General features: G+C 38.9%; 18 protein-coding genes. All 18 read left to right on the top strand.

What is annotated here, in order from left to right:
* Positions 1–157 precede the first annotated feature (157 nt).
* The 18 genes from CWS20_RS25830 (at position 158) to CWS20_RS25745 (ending at position 19,706) form a co-directional block, all read left to right on the top strand.
* Positions 158–1,555 carry a right-handed parallel beta-helix repeat-containing protein gene (locus CWS20_RS25830; protein WP_066197660.1) on the top strand — a complete coding sequence of 466 codons (1,398 nt, stop codon included), beginning with the start codon at positions 158–160 and terminating at the stop codon, positions 1,553–1,555.
* Between the two features lie 306 nt (positions 1,556–1,861).
* Positions 1,862–3,400 carry a class I adenylate-forming enzyme family protein gene (locus CWS20_RS25825; protein ID WP_066197663.1) on the top strand — a complete coding sequence of 513 codons (1,539 nt, stop codon included), beginning with the start codon at positions 1,862–1,864 and terminating at the stop codon, positions 3,398–3,400.
* Between the two features lie 370 nt (positions 3,401–3,770).
* The gene (locus tag CWS20_RS25820; protein ID WP_066197667.1) at positions 3,771–5,702 is read left to right on the top strand and encodes an endonuclease MutS2; all 1,932 of its coding nucleotides are present in this window, start codon (positions 3,771–3,773) and stop codon (positions 5,700–5,702) included.
* 524 nt (positions 5,703–6,226) lie between these two features.
* Entirely contained in the window at positions 6,227–7,171 is a 945-nt protein-coding gene (locus CWS20_RS25815) for a ketopantoate reductase family protein (RefSeq protein ID WP_066197670.1), read from the top strand.
* The gene (locus CWS20_RS25810; protein ID WP_066197673.1) at positions 7,155–7,979 is read left to right on the top strand and encodes an MBL fold metallo-hydrolase; all 825 of its coding nucleotides are present in this window, start codon (positions 7,155–7,157) and stop codon (positions 7,977–7,979) included. The genes CWS20_RS25815 and CWS20_RS25810 overlap by 17 nt, the downstream gene beginning before the upstream one ends.
* 114 nt (positions 7,980–8,093) lie before the next feature.
* Entirely contained in the window at positions 8,094–9,677 is a 1,584-nt protein-coding gene (locus CWS20_RS25805) for a long-chain-fatty-acid--CoA ligase (protein ID WP_066197677.1), read from the top strand.
* A 54-nt stretch (positions 9,678–9,731) separates the two neighbouring features.
* A complete protein-coding gene (locus CWS20_RS25800; RefSeq protein WP_066197679.1) occupies positions 9,732–10,910 on the top strand; it encodes an acyl-CoA dehydrogenase family protein in 1,179 nt (392 codons plus the stop codon).
* A gap of 37 nt (positions 10,911–10,947) precedes the next feature.
* Positions 10,948–11,712: a 3-oxoacyl-ACP reductase FabG gene (gene fabG / locus CWS20_RS25795; protein ID WP_066197682.1), complete on the top strand. Its 765-nt coding sequence runs from the start codon at positions 10,948–10,950 to the stop codon at positions 11,710–11,712.
* 17 nt (positions 11,713–11,729) lie between these two features.
* Positions 11,730–12,179, top strand: a complete 450-nt coding sequence (locus CWS20_RS25790; protein WP_066197684.1) for a MaoC family dehydratase N-terminal domain-containing protein — start codon at positions 11,730–11,732, stop codon at positions 12,177–12,179.
* Entirely contained in the window at positions 12,176–12,577 is a 402-nt protein-coding gene (locus tag CWS20_RS25785) for a MaoC/PaaZ C-terminal domain-containing protein (protein ID WP_066197693.1), read from the top strand. The genes CWS20_RS25790 and CWS20_RS25785 overlap by 4 nt, the downstream gene beginning before the upstream one ends.
* A gap of 36 nt (positions 12,578–12,613) precedes the next feature.
* Positions 12,614–13,819, top strand: coding sequence for an acyl-CoA dehydrogenase (locus CWS20_RS25780; RefSeq protein ID WP_066201590.1), 1,206 nt, complete (start codon positions 12,614–12,616; stop codon positions 13,817–13,819).
* A gap of 21 nt (positions 13,820–13,840) precedes the next feature.
* Complete coding sequence (locus CWS20_RS25775; RefSeq protein WP_066197696.1) at positions 13,841–14,614, top strand: SDR family oxidoreductase; 774 nt, start codon at positions 13,841–13,843, stop codon at positions 14,612–14,614.
* Positions 14,615–14,631: 17 nt separating this feature from the next.
* A complete protein-coding gene (locus CWS20_RS25770; protein WP_066197698.1) occupies positions 14,632–15,807 on the top strand; it encodes a thiolase family protein in 1,176 nt (391 codons plus the stop codon).
* A gap of 66 nt (positions 15,808–15,873) precedes the next feature.
* Positions 15,874–16,440, top strand: coding sequence for a TetR/AcrR family transcriptional regulator (locus CWS20_RS25765; protein WP_066197701.1), 567 nt, complete (start codon positions 15,874–15,876; stop codon positions 16,438–16,440).
* Between the two features lie 20 nt (positions 16,441–16,460).
* Positions 16,461–16,871, top strand: coding sequence for an acyl-CoA thioesterase (locus CWS20_RS25760; RefSeq protein WP_066197704.1), 411 nt, complete (start codon positions 16,461–16,463; stop codon positions 16,869–16,871).
* A 24-nt stretch (positions 16,872–16,895) separates the two neighbouring features.
* Positions 16,896–17,957, top strand: coding sequence for a phosphotransferase family protein (locus CWS20_RS25755; protein WP_066197707.1), 1,062 nt, complete (start codon positions 16,896–16,898; stop codon positions 17,955–17,957).
* Positions 17,958–17,978: 21 nt separating this feature from the next.
* Positions 17,979–18,713, top strand: a complete 735-nt coding sequence (locus tag CWS20_RS25750) for a 2-phosphosulfolactate phosphatase (RefSeq protein ID WP_066197712.1) — start codon at positions 17,979–17,981, stop codon at positions 18,711–18,713.
* Positions 18,714–18,923: 210 nt separating this feature from the next.
* Positions 18,924–19,706, top strand: coding sequence for an enoyl-CoA hydratase/isomerase family protein (locus tag CWS20_RS25745; protein ID WP_066197714.1), 783 nt, complete (start codon positions 18,924–18,926; stop codon positions 19,704–19,706).
* Positions 19,707–19,759: the final 53 nt, after the last annotated feature.

Genomic DNA, 19,759 nt, shown 5'->3' with positions numbered 1-19,759 from the left:
TGATTGACCTTATAATACGAATGGGCAGATTTGTTATAGAGCTGTCCAAAGCTGGCAATTGAAAAAGAATCACTTGGATTTGATATCAGAATAGTATTTTCATATACCTCAGTATATGATGAAAATTATGAATTAGATTTTAATAAGGAATGATGAAATGAAGAAAATGATTATTATCCTCTTGGCCGCAGCTGCTATCACGGTCGTTATTTCATTAAATATTTCTAAAGCCGAACAGGATAAGACTATATACGTTGCTGTTAATGGAAATGATCAAAATGATGGTACAAAATCAAAGCCATTTCGCACGATAAAAAAAGCCGCTTTAGAAGCTAAGGCGGGGACTACCGTATTCATTCGAAAAGGTACCTACGATGAAAAGCTTGTCATTAAACATAGTGGTACTAAATCTAAACCTATTATTTTTAAACCCTATAAAAATGATCAGGTTATTCTTAGCGGTAAGGATGCCAAGAGTGCTGAAGGGGATACATCCTTAGTTACGATAGATAATAAAAATTATGTAACGATAAGTGGATTAACAATGATGGATTTAACGACCAATTTAACTGATGAAACAGTCATGGGGATTTATGTAACAGGGTCGAGTAGCCATATTACTTTAGAAAATAATCATGTGAAACGAATTGAAACCGATGCAGATGATGGAAATGCTCACGGAATCGCAGTATACGGCACTGGCCCGATGAAAGATATCAACATTTTAAATAATACGGTTGAAAATTTAAAACTTGGATCTAGTGAATCGCTTGTACTAAACGGCAATATTGACGGCTTTAAGGTGGAAAATAATCTCGTTCGCCAAAATGATAATATTGGTATAGATTTAATTGGCTATGAGGGTACTTCTAATAATAAAAAAGCTGACTATGTGCGAAATGGAGTTGTGAATAATAATAAAGTGTATGAAATAACTTCATACGGCAATCATGCTTACGGGGAAGATTACTCTGCTGCCGGAATTTATGTAGATGGTGGGAAAAATATTACGATTGATAACAATACTATCTATAAATGCGATATTGGGATTGAAGCAACATCGGAGCATGCTAATAGGTATGCTGATAATATTAGCATAATAAACAATATGATTTATCATAACTTTTACACAGGAATAGCGCTTGGCGGTTATGATGAAAATCGTGGAGGAACGAAGAATTCTACAATCTCTCATAATATTTTATATCAAAATGATACAAAAGGATTAGATGGAGGAGAGCTGTTATTACAGCATGATACAAAAAACAATTTGATTGAAAAAAATATTTTGACTGCAGGGCCATCCGGCTTATTTATCGCCAACTATTTTATAAGCAACAAAGATAATAAACTACAAAAAAATGTCTTTCATAAAGAAAAAGGTAAAACCAGCATTTGGGTATGGATGGAGGAAGAATATGCTTCTTTTGATGATTTCAAAATTGCTTCAAAAAGTGATGAGAAATCCAGTTACTTAGATCCAGGTTATGAAAATGCAAGAGAATTTGATTTTAAACTGAAAAAGGATTCACCTGCAAAAAAAATAGTCGACTGAATTAAGCTTGAGGATTCTATCCTCAAGCTTTTATTATACCAAAGATATTTGCAACAGATTGTAGTGTCAATCATTGTTCTGAATTGAAAATTCAGTTTACATAATGAGATTATGTTAAATTAGCAATTTGTATCATAAATTCAAAGTAACTGTGAATATTTGCACCTCCAGCTGCTAATAGTTTAGTCAGCTTTTTTCTTAAGTTAAATAATATTGATTAATAGTCTAAAAATTGATAATATTTAAATAAATGAAAACGCGATCATTTTAGCGATAATTTAAATAATTGTAAATGGAGGATGGTCAATGAATTTAATCGAAGGCTTAGAAAGAAATGCGTGTAATAATGCTGGCAAAACGGCGATCATTTTTGAGGATGATGTTTTTACGTATGAACAATACAATCAGGAGGTCAACCGGATTGCCAATGCCCTAGTCAATGATGGCGTGAAAAAAGGTGATAAAATCGCGTTAATGATGAAAAATTCTGCGCAATTTGCTTTTGTTTATTATGCCATTTTAAAAGCGGGGGCAGTAGCGGTGCCTGTTAACTTTCGCTTAACAGCAAAAGAGGCAAGCTTCATTATCAATCACTCCGATTCTACGATTGTCTTTGCTGATGGTGAGCTTAAGGAAACTGTCGCTAAAGCGGTTGATGGGAGCCCGAATGTTCGACTGCAAATTGTTACAGGAATAAATAAGGTAGGAAATCAGAAGCTGTTAGTTGAATTTTTGAGCAGCAATATAAATAATCCGAATGTGGAAGTGCTGGAGTCTGATGATGCCGAGATTATGTACACGTCTGGGACAACTGGCAAGCCAAAGGGCGTTGTCTTGGATCATCACCGTGTCCTGCATGTAGCTCTTGGAACGACAATTATGTTTAAGATGGGAACGGAAGATAAGCTAATACATTTAGCACCACTATTCCATTGTGCTCAACTAAATTTATTTCTTGTACCGGGTACAATGCTTGGTTGTACTCAGATAATCAGTCAAGATTTCAATCCTGTTCAAACTTTAAAAGATATAGATAAGTACAAGGTTAGTTTGTTTTTCGCTGTTCCTACAATGTATAACTTTTTATTGCAGGTGCCAAATCGAAAGGAATATGACCTATCAAGTGTGCGCCGCTGCGGTTATGGAGCAGCGCCAATGCCGGTTTCGGTATTAACACAGTCCATGGAGATGTTTGGAACAGATCAATTTTTTAATATGTGCGGGCAAACGGAAGGCGGACCCGGCGGTGTTTTTTTAATACCGGAATATCATAAGACAAAGCTCGGTGCATCAGGGAAAGCAGATTACCGCAACGATGCGAAGGTGGTCAACGTCAACGGGGAAGATGTAATGCCCGGCGAGGTAGGGGAGTTTATATTAAAAAGCGAGTCTGTGATGAAGGGTTATTATAAAAATCCGGAGGAGACGAGCAAAGTATTGAAGAATGGCTGGCTTTATACTGGAGATTTGGCAACCATTGATAACGAAGGATTTATCACGCTAGTTGACCGCAAAAAAGATATGATTATTTCTGGCGGTGAAAATGTATATTCAACAGAAGTCGAACAAGTCTTATATAAACATCCTAATATACTAGAGGCGGCTGTCATTGGAATACCTCATGAAGTGTGGGGTGAAACTGTTTCTGCTGTCGTTGTAGCAAAAGAAGGGAACAAGATTGATTTTAATGATTTGCAGGAATTTTGCCGTGAAGAACTTGCTAGCTATAAAATCCCCCGAATTTTTTACGAAATGGATCAATTGCCGCGCAACACTTCAGGAAAAATACTAAAATATCAACTAAGAGAACGTTATAGCGAAAAAGTAGGTACTGCCGGTGACTGACTTAGTTACCTATTGACATTTATATAAAAACACTTTATTGTAAAAAGAGAATTATTTTTCCCTAAAAAAGGAGATTTTTTTATGAGTGTGAGTGTTCTTAACTAACCGTTAACTTGATACGGTCTTGATTATGCAAAAACTGGCATGAAGCTAGTTCTATTTATTATGCGCATTTTCAAGAATTGTTAAGAACAAGCATCATAGCATAGAAGAGTCTGTCAAGCTATGGCATGTTTTGTCATAGCTTTTTTGCGTATTTAAGTGTGCGCAAAAATTGTCAGCATGTTCTTCTTACCGTCATGAGCTTATTGTTCATGGCGGTTTTTTTATGGAAAAAAATTACAGAAGATAATTTAAGGAGGAAGAATCAATGAATAAGCAAACATTTGATGTGCTCGGTTTTCAAGAAATTCTAGAAGATATTTCGGAATTTGCAAAAACCTCGAAGGGAAAGGAATCAATTAAATCCATTCAACCGCAGCAAAACAAAAGAAAAATAGAAGGAATGCTGGAGGAAGTTAAAGAGGCAATAGAGATTCTTAAAATTAGTAGCAGCATTCCGATTCATACACTTGATGAAATGGAGTTTCTGATTAATCAGGCAAAGAAAGGTATGCATATCCGTGCAGATCAATTTATGTATGTACTCTCATTCCTTCAGCACTGTCTGAAACTTAAACAATTTATGAAAGATAAAAGCTATGTCGCGCCGCATGTAAGCCTTTATGCTGAATCAATTGGGGATTTAAGCGATGTTGAAGCAAAAATAAACGGGGCCATTAGGCATGGACAAGTGGATGATCATGCGTCAAGCAGCTTAGCGTATTTGCGACGGCAGTTATCAATCTTATTAGATAAGCTGAAGGAAAAATCAAAACAGATTGTTAAGTCTAAACGATACAGCAGCATGTTACAGGAGACAGTAGTTTCAGAGAGAAACGGCAGGTTCGCTCTTGCAGTAAAAAGAGAATTCCGCAATAAAATACAAGGAACGGTATTGGATACCTCTGCTTCCGGCGCAACTCTGTTTATCGAACCAATTGAGCTTCAGGCCATACAAGGTGAAATAGAGTTGATGAAAATAAGTGAAGAGCAAGAGGTTGAACGCATCCTTTATGAGTTGACTGCAGGCCTGTTAACGAATGAGCAGATGATTTTGATTGCCATTGATACTTTTCACCATTATGATGTTTTATTTGCTAAAGCTGCCTATAGCAGAAAAATTGAAGCAAGTATCCCTCTGTTAAATGAAGATTATTTTCTAGAGCTTAAAGAAGCTCGTCATCCAATGCTGGGCGCAAAAGCAGTTCCATTGTCAATTACGTTTGGAGAACATCATAGGGCACTTGTAATTACTGGACCAAATACAGGTGGAAAAACTGTGACGTTGAAAACGGTCGGCCTATTAACCTTAATGGCACAATCAGGACTGCCAATTCCAGCTGCATCTGGCAGCAGTATTGCTATCTTTCAAAATGTCTACCTTGATATAGGCGATGGACAGAGTATTGAACAGAATTTAAGTACATTCAGTTCCAGGCTAGTAAATATTATCGAAATTTTGCGCGCAACTAATGATCGATCACTTGTATTATTAGATGAGCTCGGGTCTGGAACAGATCCAGGTGAAGGGATGGCGTTGGCAATTGTAATTCTGGAGCAGCTTTTCTTAAAAGGAGCAACGATATTTGCAACAACCCATTATAGTGAAATGAAGGAGTTTGCTGACAAGAAAGACGGATTTCTTAATGCAACAATGGAATTTGATGTTGAATCATTGCAGCCAACCTATCGTCTCTTATTTGGCCAGAGTGGAAAAAGTCAGGCATTTGCAATTGCGATGAAGCTTGGACTCCATCCAAAACTGATTGAAAAAGCGCACCAAATCACTTATAAGAAGGCTGCTCCATTTGAGAGCACAATTGATCATGCTCAATTAAAGCTTCCTTACTATGATAAGCAAATAAGTATTAATAAATATGCACGGAAGACAGCCAAGAAGACGCAAACAAAGCCGGTGATACTTCAATTAGACCAAGGTGATCATGTAATCATTACTGAAACTGCGGAGAGCGGAATTGTTTATAAAGGGCCAGATGCAAATGGAGAATATATTATTCAAATAAAGAATGAAAAGAAGGCGATCAACCATAAGCGTTTAAAATTAAATATTAAAAGAGATGAATTATATCCGCCAGATTATGATTTTAATATTATTTTTAAATCAAAAGAATATCGGAAAATAAATAAAAAACAGCAAAAACGGCATGTCGAAAATCTTTGGCTGGACAGTGAAGATTAAATATTTCTTCATTATATCGTGACAATAGACCCAAAACTGATTGGATAAAAGAAGTGTGACTTCTCTGCGACCTGCTAAAGAGCGAGCATCCAGAAATTAAGATGAATGATTTGAGATTTTCCGAGGCTTACCGCTCGCTTTCAAGCGGTTCGAGCGTCATGCCGCTTCGTCGCTTCGCCCTGAAGTGACCCCAAAAGGATAGACGCACCGTAGAATGAGTCCGGTATTGTGCCGGGCTCATTCTATTGAATTTTAACTTATTCCGTTTGTTGATTTAGTAATAAATATACTGTTTGCTGAAATCTATCGTTAAGAGTAGAATGCATTTAAAGAATTTTCTGTTTTTTATTAACTTATTATTAGAATAGCAGCATAGCATTAAAAGGATGAATCGTCATGACACAAAAGGACGCTCTATTAAGAATCTAGATGAGCATCAGTGATTGTGTGGGAAGGAGCAGAGAAGCTCAAAAGTCAATCATGTAATCTCATGGAAAAGACGTGTAGAAAAAAGGGGGATGGAAATGAAGATAGGTGTGGCTGGTGCCGGTGCAGTAGGAAGTTTTTTTGGAGGTTTGCTTGCAGCAAATAATAATGATGTCACTTTTTTGGCAAGAGGGGATCATTATCATACGTTAAAGGAAAGCGGATTAACGATTATAAAAGGCGAGGAGAAAATTGCAGTCACTGGACATTTTACTATTGACATATTAGATTTAGCCGACTCAGATATTGTGCTTTTTTGCGTAAAGGCAATAGACACCATTGAAATGGCAAATAAATTGGCTGCTATTCTCAACAAAGAAGCAAAAATATTAACAATGCAAAATGGTGTGGATAATGAAGAATATTTAATAAAGATATTTGGTGAAAACCGGGTGTTATCAGCTGCTACATATGTTCAAGCGGCGATTGATACTCCCGGCACAGTGCGGCAAAGCAGTTCATTTTATCTTATGGTTGGGGAGCTTGCACAAAGTGCAAAGGCCAGCTGTGAAATGATTGTTCAACTATTTTCTAATGCCAGCATAGATGCAAGACATGCTGAAAATATATTAGAAACAAAATGGAGTAAGTTTTTATGGAATATCACCTTTAATCCGTTAACTGCAATAACAGGTGCCAAAGTAGGAGAAATCCTTGATAATCAGCAATTGAAGAAAACAGCGGAAGAAATATGCAAAGAAGCGGTCATGGTTGCTAACTGTAAAGGGATAAAAGTAGATATTGAGAAAGCGATGAATAAGATATTTTCGAGGGCGGAATTTGCGAGAACACATCAAACTTCCATGCTTCAGGACCGTTTAAAAGGCAAGAGGATGGAAGTAGAATCAATGTGCGGCTATTTAGTCAAACAAGCAAATGAAATGAATTTAGCTACACCAGTTGTTCATACAATTTATAGTATCTTAAAGTTTATTGATGATAATCAAGAAAAAAAGGATGAGTTATATGCTAACAATTTATAAACATGATGGGGTTATTTGTGCGGAAGGAGGTCTGGAGAGAAACGGGAAAGTTGTGAGAACGATTTATTCATTTATTGTTGATGGAATAGTAGTTGATACAGGTCCGAAAAATTTACAAACAGAGCTTGTCCCTTTTTATGAATCTCTTTCACTTAACAAAGTCGTTTTGACGCATAGTCATGAAGACCATTCAGGTAATTGCCCGTGGTTTGCTGAAGAAATGAAGCTGCCGGTATTTGTACATTCAAAAGGAGTAGAGATATGCGCGCAACACACTCCTTATCCAAAATACAGGCAGAACACATGGGGGACACGGGAGGCATTTCATGCCTTACCTCTAGGAAGTACAATAAGTTCTAATCATTACACATGGGAAGTCATTTATACTCCTGGTCATGCTGACGATCATATCGCCCTGTTTAATAAAGAAAGAGGTATGATGTTTTCAGGCGATCTTTATGTCGATCCTCATACAAGAATTGCAATGGACACAGAATCAATACCTGTGATTATTCAATCATTAAAGAAGCTGCTGACATATGATTTTCAATCTATGTTTTGTGCACATTCAGGCTATCATGCAAATGGTAAGGTACAAATAAAAAGGAAGATAGATTACTTAGAAAATCTATATGAAAAGGTAGAGAAACTTTATAACGAGGGTGGTTCAGTTCAGGAAATTAAAGAAAGACTTTTTCCGAAGAAATATGGCATGATCCAGCTATCTAATGGTGAATGGGATACGCTTCATATTGTATCTTCGATCATTGATGATATTGAAATTAGGAAATCACTGCAAAAAAAATAGTCAATTATTAGAAAGTAGTTGGCAAAGGGATAAAAGTTTGTTATTATAATTATTGAATATTCTGAACATACTGATCGGTCAGTTTCTATTATCCAAAAAGGTTGTGATTTATCTATGGAAAGACCTTGGTACAAACATGTTGCTGAAGGAAATCCAAGAGAAATCGACATCCCAGACATTACTCTTCTAGAACTCTTCAAGCAATCTGCACATAAATATGCCAATCATACCGCTATAACCTTTCAGCAAAAGACATATACTTATAAGCAGCTAGACCAAATGATTGATAGCGCAGCCGGTTCATTATACAATCTCGGTGTTAAAAAGGGAGTCAGGGTAGCGCTCATGCTGCCTAACTGTCCTCAATATCCTATTGCATATTATGCTGCACTGGCGTGTGGAGCAACAATTGTACAAATCAATCCTTTATACAAGTCATCAGAGCTTATGCATGTATTAAATGATTCCGGGGCAACTGTCATGATTGTGTTGGAACAAATGCTAGCAACAGTTGAGGAGATACAGGGAGAAACCTTATTAAATGAAGTTATTTCTGTATCTTTTGAAAGCGGTTCCAAATTTGATGAGCTTATTCAGGAGAGAGGATTAAAAGCACCTGCTGTCTCAATAAACCCCCGGGAGGATATCGCAGTCCTACAATATACAGGCGGTACGACTGGACGGGCAAAGGGGGCAATGCTCACACATTATAATCTTGTATCTAATACATTGCAAAGCTATGCAACAGCTGTATCCAGAACAGTGTTAGGTGAAGAAAGGGTGCTGTCAATTTCACCATTATTTCATGTATATGGCATGACTAGCTGCATGAACCTGACCTTTTATATAGGAGGGAATTTAATACTTATTCCTAGATTTCAACCGGAAGAAGTTGTAAATATCATAGAACAAACAAAGCCTTCTATTTTTCCCGGCGTACCTACAATGTATATCGCCTTGTTAAATTATTTTAAAGTAAGACCTTTTAATCTTAGTTGTTTGAAGACTTGCAGCAGCGGTTCAGCCCCATTGCCAGCAGAAGTGCTAAAGCAGTTCAACGAAACTAGCGGAACAAAGGTTGCTGAAGGGTTTGGGCTGTCAGAAGCTTCTCCTGTTACACATAGAAATCCAATTAATGGATTGCAAAAAGCTGGCAGTATCGGCATTCCAATACCAAATACAGATGCGAGAATTGTGGATGCAGCAACGGGTACAGCTGAAATGACTGTCGGTGAAGTAGGAGAGTTAATCGTAAAAGGGCCACAAGTAATGAAAGGTTATTGGAAATTGCCTGAAGAAACTGAGCATGCCTTACGAAATGGCTGGCTTTATACAGGTGATCTCGCGAAGATGGATAGTGACGGGTATTTTTATATTATTGGCAGAAAAAAGGAATTAATTATTGCAAGCGGCTACAATGTATATCCTATTGAAGTGGAGGACATTTTGTACGCTCATCCAAAAGTGCTTGAAGCTGCAGTGGTTGGCGTTCCTGATCCGTATCGAGGAGAAACAGTCAAGGCATTTGTGGTGTTAAAGGAGAATGAACAGTTATCTGAAGAAGAACTGATTCAGTATTGCAGAGATCAATTAGCTGTATACAAAGTTCCGCACGCTGTAGAGTTTTTGCAAGAATTTCCGAAAACTGCAGTTGGAAAAATCCTAAAACGAAGTTTAAAGGAACAGTTACAAATATAACTATCATTAACATACTAACTGGTTAGTATTATTAAATAAAAGGAGCTGTTATTTATGTATTTACGACTAACAGAAGAGCAAAAAATGGTCCAGCAAACAATCAGAAAATTTGTAGAAAAAGAATTAATTCCGCTTGAAAATGATGTTTTGCGAAACGAACGAGAAGGAAGGCCGAGCTTGTCAAAAGAAATTCAAAGTAATCTGCAGCTCAAGGCAAAGGAAGCAGGGTTCTGGGGCATTAATACACCGGAAGAATATGGAGGAGCCAATCTTGGTCAGATGATGCAGGCGATTGTGTCCATGGAAGTTTCAAAAACTTTTGTGCCGTTTAATTTTGGCGGCTCTGCTGACAATATTCTTTATTACGGGAATGAAGAACAGAAAAGAAACTATTTAATTCCTACCATTAATGGAGAAAAGAAATCGTGTTTTGCAATGACTGAGCCGAGTGCAGGATCAGATACGCAAAATATTAAGATGACAGCTGTCAAGGACGGAAATGAATGGGTTTTAAATGGGGAAAAAACATTTATTACTGGCGGAAACGAAGCGGACTTTGTAATGGTCATCGCGATTACAGATAAAGAACTCCATAAAAGCTCAAAGGGCCGTCAAGGTGTCACGTGCTTTATAGCGGACAGAGAGATGGGGTGGAAGTCAGAGTTTATTCACACAATGGGTGAATGGGGGCCTGCTGGACTTGTGTTTGATAATGTTAGAGTTCCAGAGGAAAATATTTTAGGAGAATTGCATGGAGGATATAATCTCGGACTTGAATGGATTGGGTTCGCCCGTTGGATTGTCGGCGCCCGTGCAGTTGGGGCCGCTGAGCGATTATTGCAAATGGCGATTGATTATGCGAAAGAAAGAGAAACATTCGGAAAGCCGATTGCGGAAAGACAGGCAATTCAATGGCAAATCGCTGATTCAGCAGTAGAGATAGAAGCTGCAAAATGGCTTGTTTTGAATGCCGCTTTTACACTGGATCAGGGAGAAGATAACCGCCACTATGCCTCAATGGCAAAGCTTTATGGATCCAATATGGGCAATCGAGTCGTAGATCGGGTGATGCAAATACATGGAGGAATGGGCTATACGAGAGAGCTACCAATTGAAAGGTGGTACCGTGAAGCGAGATTATGGAGAATTTACGATGGAACAGATGAAATTCAAAGATTAATTATTTCCAGAAACCTAATTAAAGGGCATGTAAAGCTAGGTCAGCAATTATAAAAAACCGTAAAATTTTTAATTCCTAGGAGGAGTTCTAATGAGTGCAAGATTTGCAGGGAGAACAGCTTTTATTACTGGCGGCAGCAGAGGAATAGGTAAGGGCGTCGCATTGCAATTAGCAGAAGAGGGGGCGAAGATTTCCATTATCGATATTAACGATGAAGCGCTTCAGGAAACAGAGACGGAATTTAAAGATAAAGGCTATAACATTCTTGTTAAAAAGGCTAGTGTGACTGAGAAGGAAGAAGTGGAAGCAGCTATGGCTGAAACTATTAAACAATTTGGCACTCTAGATATATTAGTAAATAATGCGGGTGTTATTAGAGACAATTTGTTGTTTAAAATGACAGATGAGGACTGGCAGCTTGTAATGGATGTTCATTTGAAAGGATCATTTAATGCTGCGCGTGCAGCACAAAAATATATGGTCGAACAAAAATACGGGCGGATTATCAGCATTTCCTCAACCTCTGCGTTAGGAAACCGCGGCCAATCAAATTACGCTACAGCTAAAGCAGGTTTGCAAGGGTTGACAAAGACACTTGCGATTGAACTTGGAAAATATGGAATAACAGCAAACTCTGTCGCTCCAGGATTTATCGAAACGGAAATGACTAAGGCCACTGCAGCCCGTGTTGGCATTCCTTTTGAGGATTTTGTTCAAGGTGCAATTAGTGCAATTCCAGTTGCCAGAAGCGGCCAGCCTTCTGATATTGCAAATGCTGTGGCTTTCTTTGCAGATGAAAAATCATCATTTGTAAGCGGTCAAGTAATCTATGTTGCCGGCGGTCCAAAAAATTAATTCAAGAGGTGAATAGTATGTACGAACATTTTAAAGGCAGTGTATCTGAAAAAGTGAAAAATACTGTCGAGCGAGGCCTTGTCAAGCGGTTCGCTGAGTCCATCGGCGATCCACATCCGATTTTTATCGATGAGGAAGTGGGCAGGAATTCTAGGTACGGAAATAATATCGCGCCGCCAACTTTTCCAAGAATATTCGATGCCGGTAAAATCGATGGCTTAAATCTTCCGTCAAAAGGATTGATACATGGCGAGCAAAAATACCATTACACCAGGCCATTAGTTGTTGGGGAGGATATTTATTGCTGGACAGAAGTGCAGGATTATTATGAAAAAACAGGCAGTAATGGATTGATGGGCTTTTTGTCAGTGAAACGATATGGTGAAGATAGCGATGGAAAGCTAATTTTTACAGAGGAAGCAGTGACGATTATTACTGAAGCTGTCAGGAAGGCGATGAAAGTATGAAAACATTATCAGAGATTAATATTGGTGAAAGGTTAGAAGTAATACTCGATCCAGTCTCACGAATGGATTTAATTAAATACTCTGGTGCTTCAGGAGATTTCAATCCGATCCATACGGTCGATGCAGAAGCGGCAAAAGCAGGATTGCCTGGTATTATCGCTCATGGAATGTGGACTATGGGGAATTTGGCTAAGCTTTTTACACCGTATTATGATGAAGGGCTTATAGAAGACTATCAAATTCGCTTTTCAGGAATGGTATTTATTGATGATGTCATAACGCTTAGGGCGTCGGCTGAACGTGAAGAAAATGACAGCATTTATTTTGCAGTTCACGCGATCAATCAAAAAGGTCAGCCTGTATTAAAAGGAAAGGTGAAATTCAGCAAATATGCATAAACAAAGTTGAATGAAACAAGGAAGGAAGTGTTGGATTTGAATTTTGAGTATTCAGAAAAGGTGGAAAACTACCGAAAAAAAATTAGTGATTTTATGGATGAACATATTTTTCCAAACGAGGAAATTTTCAGCGAGCAGCTTGATCGTCACGATCGGTTCTCTTCTTATCCTCCAATTATTGAGGAGTTAAAGCAAAAAGCAAAAGACGCAGGGCTCTGGAATTTATTTTTGCCAGAAAGCGAGTATGGTGGAGGATTAACCAACTTGGAGTATGCCCCTTTATGTGAGCTGATGGGAAGATCAAGCATTGCCCCTGAAGTTTTTAATTGCGCTGCACCAGATACAGGCAATATGGAAGTGCTCGTTCGTTATGGCAGTGAGGAGCATAAAGATAAATGGCTTCGTCCGCTTTTGGATGGAGAGATTCGGTCATGTTTTTCAATGACTGAACCAAATGTCGCTTCTTCTGATGCAACGAATATCGAAGCAAGTATTATTCGTGATGCTGATGAGTATATCATAAATGGTACAAAATGGTGGTCTTCAGGAGCTGGAGATCCAAGATGTAAGATTGCCATCGTCATGGGGAAAAACGATCCTCATGCACCAAAGCATCAACAGCAATCAATGATTCTTGTTCCGCTAGATACACCAGGTGTCACAATTAAGCGAACATTGCAAGTGTTTGGTTATGACCATGCGCCACATGGCCATGCCGAGATTGAATTTAAAAACGTAAGAGTTCCTGCTTCTAATATGCTTTTAGGTGAAGGAAGAGGGTTCGAAATTGCTCAAGGAAGGCTAGGACCGGGCAGAATTCATCATTGCATGCGGACGATCGGCGCAGCAGAGAGAGCGTTGGGAATTCTCTGCAAGCGTGTTCAGGAAAGAACAGCATTTGGGAAAAAACTCGCTGAACAAGGTGTAATCCAAGAGTGGATTGCTGAAGCGAGAATCAATATTGAGCAATCGCGCCTTTTAACGCTTAAAGCGGCTTACATGATGGATACGGTTGGTAATAAAGCAGCAAAAACAGAAATTGCGATGATTAAAGTAGTTGCACCGAATATGGCTTTACAGATAATTGATCATGCAATCCAGGCACTTGGAGCAGCAGGAGTAAGCCAGGATTATCCACTTGCAGCTAGCTGGGCAAATATCAGAACTTTAAGGTTAGCAGATGGTCCGGATGAAGTGCATAAAAGAGCAATAGCCAGACAGGAATTGAAAAAATATCAATAATTATGTGGAGGTGGACGCTTCATGCATGTGAAAGAACTGTTTGATTTGACAGGAAAGACTGCGATTGTAACTGGTGGAGGCCGCGGCCTAGGAGAGCAAATTGCCGTAGGGTTTGCTGAAGCAGGGGCGAACGTCGTCCTTTGTTCAAGAAAGAAAGAGAACTGTGATGTTGTAAGTGAAAAGTTAAATACTATGGGTGTAAAGACATTATCACTACAGTGCGATATCACTAATCAAGACGATGTGAATGCAGTAGTAAATGAAACGCTTGAAAAATTTGGAAGAATTGATATTTTAGTTAATAATAGCGGAGCTACATGGGGCGCTCCCGCAGAGGAAATGCCGATCGAAGCATTTCAAAAAGTATTAAATGTAAATGTTTTTGGCACTTTCTTAATGTCACAGGCAGCAGGTAAAGTCATGCTCGAACAGCAATATGGCAAGATTATTAATATTGCATCAGTAGCAGGCCTAAAAGGGTCAAATCCTGAAGTGATGGATGCGATAGGATATAACGCCAGCAAGGGAGGAGTCATCTCCTTTACGAAGGACCTGGCAGTAAAATGGGGCCCGCGCGGTGTCTATGTAAATGCGATTGCTCCTGGCTTCTTCCCTACAAAAATGTCGAAAGTCCTCATAGAAAAAAGCAGAGATAAGTTTCTGCAAGGGACACCATTGCGCAAGTTTGGATCAGATACTGACCTGAAAGGGGTTGCGCTCTTCTTGGCATCAGCCGCATCTGACTTTGTGACAGGTGAGACGATTGTGGTAGATGGAGGATCGGTTGCCAACTAACAAAGGAGGAAAGTTCAATGAATAGAGATGCTGTTATTGTATCTGCTGTTAGAACTCCGATAGCAAGGCAGGGTGGAGCGTTAGCAACTGTTCCTGCCCATGTTTTCGGAGCTGAAGTAATAAAGGAAGCGGTAAAAAGGGCAAAAGTAAATGCCGATGAGATTGATGATGTCATATTTGGCAACGTGCTTAGCGGCGGAGGAAATATTACAAGATTGACTGCGTTGCAAGCGGGATTATCGCTGAACCTGCCTGGTCTGACAATTGATCGACAATGCGGATCTGGAATAAATGCAGTTGTCCTAGCCGCACAAGCCATTCAAGCTGGTGCAGGGGATGTGTATATAGCGGGAGGTACGGAAAGTATGAGCCGAGCTCCTTATTTAATGGAACGGCCTGAGAAAGCTTATAGTCCTGGTCTCCCAAAATTTCGAAAGTCACAGCTGTCACCAGCAGAAATCGGTGATCCTCCTATGGGTATCACGGCAGAAAATTTAGTGGAAAAATATCAGATTACTAGAAAAGAACAGGATGACTTTGCTCTTCGCAGCCAACAAAGAATGGCAGCTGCAATGGAAGAGGGCCGGTTTGAAGAGCAAATCGTACCAATTGCTATCCCGGTAAGAAAGGGAGAACCGGTATCTTTTTCTCGAGATGAGCATCCTCGTCCTCAAACTACAATGGAAGCTTTAAATAAGCTGCCGGCAGCATTTGTAAAAAATGGTTCCGTTACAGCAGGGAATAGCTCTGGGCTAAATGACGCTGCTTCCGCGCTTGTCGTTATGTCGCGGGAAAAGGCAGAGAGTCTTGGATTAAAACCATTGGCTGTTATTCGAGAATCAGCCGTTTCTGGTGTCGATCCAAATATTATGGGAATCGGTCCTGTGCCAGCCATAAAGAAATTGTTGGAGAAATCGAAGCTGACACTCGAGGATATGGACTTAATAGAATTGAATGAAGCTTTTGCCTCTCAAGTAATTGCTTGTGATAGGGAGCTGAATTTTGATCAGGATAAATTAAATAGGAATGGCGGTGCAATTGCACATGGGCATCCACTTGGTGCGACTGGCGCAATTCTAATAACCAAAGCTGTTTATGAGCTAAAGCGTGCAAATGGAAAATACGGTTTAATTACTGCCTGTATTGGCGGAGGGCAAGGCATTGCGGTTGTTATTGAAAGAGAATCAGCCTAAAGCCCGCGGTTTATCAACAATGAACAACAGAAAATGGATGCCATCTGCATTGAGGAGGCGCAAGATATGAAGAGGAAAATACTGAAAGAAAGCATACACTTATTCGACTCTAAAGGGTTTAAAGAAACATCCATTCAAGATATTGTTGATAAACTCGGGGTGACTAAAGGAACATTTTATTACTATTTTAATAGTAAGCAAGAAGTATTGCGCGACATTCATTTAGCTTACCTAGAAGGACTATTAGAGGAACAGCAAAAGATTTTCAAAGATAACAGCGTAACCTATAAAGAGAAACTCTATAAAATTATCTATTTAATCAATAGTAAAATTGATACTCAAGGGAAGGATGCCCGCATCGTTTTTCGGGAAATGCGTCATCTGACGGAAGAACAAATGAATCAAATTAAACAAAAGCGGAAGGAATTTCGTTTAATTTTCCAGCAAATTTTAGAAGAAGGTAAAATAAGCGGGGAATTTAAGGATAATATACGGACAGATATTATAGCTTTTGGTGTATTAGGAATGTTAAACCGCAATTATTATTGGTTTAAACCAGAAGGAGAAGTATCAGACACTGAACTCTCTGAACTCTATTTAGAAATGATTCTTAATGGAATAAGCAATGAATAATCAGGTTGGGAGAGTTGTATATGTCTTCATCCTATGAAATTGACGTATTTGTTAGATTTAGTGAAACAGATGCAGCTGGTCATGTGAATAATACAAGTTATTTTCTCTATTTTGAAGAAGCAAGAACAAAGTTTTTTAATCATATCTTTCCTGAAAGAAATCCCGAATTCAGTATGATACTTGCTTCAATCAAATGTGAATATATTCAACCGGCATATGCCGGCCAAATTCTTCATGTAACGACTGAAGTGAATGATATCGGCAATAAAAGCTTCAGCTTGAGCCATGTTTTAACTGAAAAGAGCAGCGGTAAAATCATAGCTAAAGCTGTTTGTGTAACGGTTAGTTTTAATTTTGAAGAGCAAAAATCGATACAAATACCGGAAAAATTAAAACATAATCTTGAGCGCTATATTCCAGTAAAACAATAATCATTAGGATACAGGAGGAATAAGATGAGTTCTGATACAATTCCAATTCGACATGGGGAAGAGCTTGATCTAAAAAAAATCGAAGCCTTTTTAAGGGATAATATTGATGGATTATCAGAACTGCCTCTTACGATTGAACAATTTAGTGCCGGAAAATCTAACTTGACCTATCAACTAAGGCTCGGAGAATGGGAGGCGGTATTGCGGAGACCGCCGCTTGGACCTGTCCCTCCAAAAGCGCATGATATGAAACGTGAATTTACAATATTACAAGAGATTCATCCATTTTTTTCACCAGCGCCAAAGCCAATTGCATTTTCTGATGCGCGCATCATTGGTGCACCTTTCTTTATTATGGAAAGGAAAAAGGGTGTCGTCTTAGATACACGATTCCCTGATGGTGTAACGCCTACGAAAGAGATTTGTTTGCAAATCTCTGAAAATATGGTTGATTCTTTAGTTCAGCTTCATCAAATAGATTATAAAGCAACTAGGCTAACTGAAATGACGAAGCCGGATGGATTTTTGGAACGTCAAGTCCATGGCTGGCTTAAACGATATGAGAAAGCGAAGACAGAAGAGATTTCAGGTGTTGATCAGCTTAAAAGTTGGCTGACAGATCACATTCCACAGTCTCAGGAACCTGCAATCATCCACTATGATTTTAAGCTGAATAATTCGATGTTCAATGAAGACTTTACAAAAATGGTTGGCTTGTTTGACTGGGAAATGACAACTGTCGGCGATCCTCTTGCAGATTTAGGTGTGGCTTTAAGCTATTGGAATGAGCCTGAAGATCCCGATTTGCTGAAAAGAGGGCTTGGCGATCCCCCGTTAACAGCGATGGATGGATTTATGACGAGGCAGGAATTTATTGAGGCGTATGCGAGGAAAAGCGGAAGAGATGTAACGAATATTCATTTTTATTTAACATTCTCTTATTTTAAATTAGCGGTTATTTGCCAGCAAATATATTACCGCTGGAAAAAAGGGCAGACTGCTGACGAAAGATTTGCCGGGTTAAATGTGTATGTGAAGAACTTAATTCATCATGCTTTGCAAACATCAGAAAATAATCAGTATTAAGTACGGTTATGAGGTGCAAAAATGGGAAAGCTGCACGTGATTTTAAATAAAGAAGCCTTGAATAAACATAAGCTGAATAACCAAAAAATTGTAGTTGTCTTTGACATTTTAATGGCTACCTCTGTTATTACTTCTGTACTTAAGAACGGTGCGAAGGAAGTGCTTCCGGTATTAAATGGCGAGGAAGCATTGCGAGAGGCAGAAGCAAGAGAAATCGACTCATTTTTGCTCGTCGGAGAATATCAGGGATTAACGATAGAAGGCTTTTTGTCTCCACATCCACAAGAATTAAAGGAAGCAGTAAAAAATAAGACTGTCATTTTATCAACAACGAACGGAACAGTCGCGATTAGAAATGCAGTTGAAGCGAAAAAAGTATTTGTGGCTTCATTATTAAATGCGGACTACTCAGCTAGGAAAGTTCTTGAAGAACAATCAGATGAAACAGTTGTCCTAGTTTGTTCTGGTTCATCTGGCGCATTTAATGTCGAAGATTTTTACGGGGTTGGATATTATATCGATTGTTTATTAAGTCACTCCCGCAATCAATGGGAGCTCACTGATTCAGCAATAGCTGCACATCAATTTTATATCGGGGCAGCCGAAAGTGGAGAGGAACTGTTAAGGAAATCAAGGGTGGGGCAAATGCTGCTTCAAAATGGATTAGAGGATGAAATCGCCTTTGTTGCGACAAAGGATAAGTATAATATTTCAGCAATCGTTAATAAAGATGGAATGGTGATTATAGAAAATTAAAACAAAATTGTAGGAGGTTGATTGGAGCTAAAAGTGCGATCCTCCTGCTTGAGCAGCGGGATAGGTGAGACAACACAGACTGTAACACAGAAAAGGCCGCCGCACCGCGAAAAAGCGACCATCTTGGGGAGAAATCTATCATACCACCTATTTGGTAAATAACTATTAAGTTTGTAAAACAATAAAAATTAATAAGAGGAGTGGAATGGAATGGAATCAATTGCGAGCGACTTATTGGTAGAAGTAAAGACAGGGGTTATGACGTTAACATTAAACAGGCCAGAAAGCTTAAACTCCTTCAGTCCAGTTATCATTGAAGGTTTAAAGGAATCTTTAACAAAGGCGAAAGAAGATGCAAACATAAAAGTCGTTGTTTTAAAAGGTGCAGGCAGAGCATTCAGTGCAGGCGGAGATGTTAAACGGATGGGCAGCGGTTCGCCACTAGGAACTTATGAACATATTGGAAAGCTTAACGAGCTGATTGTTCAAATGTCGAAGCTGGAAAAGCCAATCATTGCTGCTGTGCACGGATATGCTGCTGGAGCTGGGTTCAATCTCGCGTTAGCGTGCGACTTGATTTTGGCTGAAGAGGATTCCAAGTTTATTTTGAGCTTTTCTAAAGTTGGATTAATTTCTGATGGCGGAGGATTGTATCATCTTCCGAGATTAATCGGTTTAAACAAGGCAAAAGAATTGTTCTTTCATGCGGAGCCGCTGTCGGTTGATGAGGCCTATAAGCTCGGCATAGTTAATCAAATTTACGCTAAAGAGCTTTTTGCACAGAAAGTAGAAGCATATGCGCAAAAATTAGCAGAAGGACCTTCTCTTTCATATGGCTTTATTAAAAAAATAGCAAATCAATCCTTCGGCTCTACTCTTGAAGAAGTGCTTGAGCAAGAACGAATTACACAAGCAACGATGGTTACTACAAATGATCATCTTGAAGGAGTTCAAGCGTTTAAGGAAAAAAGAACACCAAAATTCGGACAGTAAGTAAAATCTTTCTATTAGATGGGGGGGATACCCCTCCTCATTGGGAATCTCAC

The sequence above is a fragment of the Cytobacillus horneckiae genome, assembly GCF_002835735.1.
Classification (GTDB): domain Bacteria; phylum Bacillota; class Bacilli; order Bacillales; family Cytobacillaceae; genus Cytobacillus; species Cytobacillus horneckiae.
The sequence above is the reverse complement of the archived record's forward strand: the minus strand, read 5'-3'. Positions and strand labels throughout refer to the sequence as shown.